4 protein-coding genes and 1 pseudogene are annotated in these 2,953 nt (G+C 35.9%); 2 read left to right on the top strand and 3 right to left on the bottom strand.

The annotated features are described in order from the left end of the window. Together Q0L68_RS18905 and Q0L68_RS18900 are read left to right on the top strand one after the other, a co-directional pair. Positions 1 to 188 (top strand): annotated as a pseudogene (locus tag Q0L68_RS18905) (Glu/Leu/Phe/Val dehydrogenase); the annotation flags it as partial. A gap of 74 nt (positions 189 to 262) precedes the next feature. Continuing rightward, the gene (locus Q0L68_RS18900; RefSeq protein ID WP_296705808.1) at positions 263 to 925 is read left to right on the top strand and encodes a phosphatidylserine decarboxylase family protein; all 663 of its coding nucleotides are present in this window, start codon (positions 263 to 265) and stop codon (positions 923 to 925) included. Between the two features lie 72 nt (positions 926 to 997). Here Q0L68_RS18900 and Q0L68_RS18895 read toward each other — a convergent pair whose 3' ends face one another. The 3 genes from Q0L68_RS18895 to ispF form a co-directional block, all read right to left on the bottom strand. Continuing rightward, positions 998 to 1,471 carry a Clp protease ClpB gene (locus tag Q0L68_RS18895; RefSeq protein WP_296705807.1) on the bottom strand — a complete coding sequence of 158 codons (474 nt, stop codon included), beginning with the start codon at positions 1,469 to 1,471 and terminating at the stop codon, positions 998 to 1,000. Positions 1,472 to 1,631: 160 nt separating this feature from the next. Then, complete coding sequence (mnmD, locus tag Q0L68_RS18890; protein ID WP_296705806.1) at positions 1,632 to 2,330, bottom strand: tRNA (5-methylaminomethyl-2-thiouridine)(34)-methyltransferase MnmD; 699 nt, start codon at positions 2,328 to 2,330, stop codon at positions 1,632 to 1,634. Then, positions 2,327 to 2,809, bottom strand: a complete 483-nt coding sequence (gene ispF, locus Q0L68_RS18885) for a 2-C-methyl-D-erythritol 2,4-cyclodiphosphate synthase (protein WP_296705805.1) — start codon at positions 2,807 to 2,809, stop codon at positions 2,327 to 2,329. Before ispF ends, mnmD begins: the two co-directional genes overlap by 4 nt. Positions 2,810 to 2,953 lie beyond the last annotated feature (144 nt).

The following is a 2,953-nucleotide window of genomic DNA, read 5'->3' as shown; positions in this document are numbered from 1 at the left end:
TTCAAAATAGATTGGGTTATAAGTGGACTGCTGACCGTGTCAACAGAAGATCAGACCGTATCATGAAAGATGCTTTTGACCATGTATATCAAGCTTCTCAGAAATACGATGTTCCGATGAGAATCGCAGCATACATCGTTGCCATTGACAAGGTAGCGAAGACTTACACTTATCGTGGAGGCTTCTAAATATTTATTCAATCAATAGAATCGCTTATCTTTGAGGCGTGGACCAAAATCCACGCCTTTTATTTGATCCCGATATGACTATACACAGAGAAGGAAGAGTTTTGCTTTTTTGGATGATGATCATCCTGGTAGCTTTGAATTATTTGCTTTATTATTTTTTTCCAGAGAAAAATTTGATGCTGAATATTACCATGCTAGGTAGTATTATCATTTATCTGTTAGTGCTGCAGTTTTTTAGAAACCCAGTATTCCCCTTACCAAATGAGGAGGGAATTGTCTTTGCGCCGGCAGATGGGAAGGTTGTCGTGATTGAAGAAGCGTTTGAAGATGAATACCTTAAAGAAAAAAGAAGACAAGTTTCTATTTTCATGTCTCCGGTAAATGTGCATGTCAATCGGTCTCCAATAAAAGGAGTTGTAGATTTTTTTAAATACCATCCTGGAAAATATCTGGTTGCTTGGCATCCCAAATCAAGTACTGAAAATGAAAGGACTACGATGGTATTAAGAAATGAAAAAGGAACTCAGATTTTGGTAAGGCAAATTGCTGGAGCTGTTGCCAGAAGAATTAAATGGTATGTGAAAGAAGGATCGAAATTAGACCAGGGAGGAGAATTTGGTTTTATTAAATTCGGGTCACGTGTAGATTTATTTTTGCCTTTAGATGCTGAAATCTTGGTGGATTTGGAGCAAAAGACCAAGGGGGCAAGGACTCCGATTGCAAGGTTGAAAAGTTAAAATTAATTTCGATTGAGACAATCGAGATTCAGAACCAAATAATTTCCTGTCTTGAAGCTTTGATAAATTAGATTAAGCAGTTTTTTTGCTTTTATAAATCCAATATCCCAATCCAAGAGTACTGAGGAAAAAAATTAAAGTAGTCCATTCAAAGGTTCGTCTTGTTGCAAGCATCTCTTCAATAGTTTTATCCTTTTCAGCCATAGCCCTTCTAAGTGCTTGCACATCCTGTTCTAGATTCAAAGTGATTGTTTTATAATCTTCACCAGTTTGAGTAGCAACGGTTGTTTCAATATCCCCGATCATTCGTAGTTCGTCCATGATGAGATTATCTTTCGCTAATATTCTTTCCAGCCATTGATTGGTTTCAATCATGTCCTTTTTAGTTCGATTGCCGAAGATGCCTGATTTTTTACTTTCAGATCTCTTCCACTCTGCGGTTAAGGCATCACGTTCTTGAACCATTTTCTCTAATTTGGCTTGACCTGCCTCAGAGATTTGATTAGGTAGAAAATTTAGAAAAAGAAGTATTAATCCAAGTATCATTATTTATCAATAAGGTTTGTCAGATATAATTTTTATAGACCTTTCTACAAGTATTTATCTTTGACAAAAAGTCAACCAAAATTGATTTTCAAAGAAAAAATGGAGATTGAATTTAATTTCAATCTCCATTTCAAGATTTATTGGCCTTATTTAAAAACAATTATTCCTGAGGGCTTTGTTTTTTCCAGCCTCTGGTCATTTCCTTTTTACCGGGAGGGCCAGGTAGTGTTTCAACTTCCATACCGATTTCTTTGAGGTCTCTTTTTAGTTTTCCAGTTGCACAATAGGTAGTAAAAATCCCTCCGGGATTCATGGAATCATACACTTTTTGTAAAAGCGGCTTTTCCCATAATTCAGGATTTTTGCTTGGAGCAAAGGCATCAAAAAAGACCACGTCACTAGGATAAAGTGTAACTTCTTCCAATGTGGTTTTTTCTTTTTTCATGTTGAAATATTCAGAAACCACAGATCCTTCATCCCATGCTTTTTTATGTAATCTTGTGAGATAAGGCTTGTAATGAAAAAAACCATCATCCAAGTCTCCATAATTTAATTGAGAATAAATTTCCTCAGAAAGTGGAAAAGGTTCGATAGTATGATATAAAACAGGTACTTGATTTTGTTCTGCCCAAATTAAAGTCAACCAGGCATTCAAACCTGTTCCGAATCCTACCTCAAAAATCCGCAAAGGCTTTCTGTTTGGATTTTCCATTAACCAAGAATCCAATCCATAGAGCATAAAAACGTGGATAGATTCTTTTAATGCTCCATGAAAGCTATGATAAGTCTCTTTTAACTCTTCGTTGTAAAGCGAGTGAGACCCATCCTCTGTAATAATTAATTTTAGTTTTTCGCTCATACGTGATAAATTAAAGCTACGCAATAGGCAGAAACACCTTCTTCACGACCTACAAAACCAAGCCATTCAGTGGTGGTAGCTTTGATGGAAATAGAATCTTCTGAAACGTTCATCACTTCAGATAAACATGTTCTCATGTTAGGAATGTGAGGGTTTATCTTTGGGTTTTGCAAACAGATAGTTGTGTCAATATTGCCCACTTCATAGCCTTTTTCTCTAATAAGTTCCAATACCTCACTTAAAAGGATTTTACTATCAATGCCTTTATATTTTGGGTCTTTATCAGAAAAATGATATCCAATATCTCGCATGTTTGCAGCACCTAGCAATGCATCACAAATAACATGAATTAATACATCTGCATCTGAATGACCTACTGCTCCTTTTTCATGTTCTAATTTGATTCCGCCTAGCCAAAAGTCATAGCCTTCTTTTAATTGGTGGACATCATAGCCCATGCCTATTCTAAATGTATTCATGAAGCGATAGATTTATAATGAATGACAGAGGATTTTTCATCGATGAGATTCTTTTTTGCCCAGGATGTCAACTCCTCTGAATTGATTTTGGATTTATTTTCAAATTCTTTCATATAAAGGTCAGGACTTCCGAGGTGGGCATAA

The organism is Algoriphagus sp. (assembly GCF_024642405.1).
GTDB lineage: Bacteria > Bacteroidota > Bacteroidia > Cytophagales > Cyclobacteriaceae > Algoriphagus.
The sequence above is the reverse complement of the archived record's forward strand: the minus strand, read 5'-3'. Positions and strand labels throughout refer to the sequence as shown.

Coding starts and splice junctions, on each gene's coding strand:
- Q0L68_RS18900 (WP_296705808.1), top strand. CDS start 263: ATGACTATACACAGAGAAGGAAGAGTTTTGCTTTTTTGGATGATGATC.
- Q0L68_RS18895 (WP_296705807.1), bottom strand. CDS start 1,471: ATGATACTTGGATTAATACTTCTTTTTCTAAATTTTCTACCTAATCAA.
- mnmD (WP_296705806.1), bottom strand. CDS start 2,330: ATGAGCGAAAAACTAAAATTAATTATTACAGAGGATGGGTCTCACTCG.
- ispF (WP_296705805.1), bottom strand. CDS start 2,809: ATGAATACATTTAGAATAGGCATGGGCTATGATGTCCACCAATTAAAA.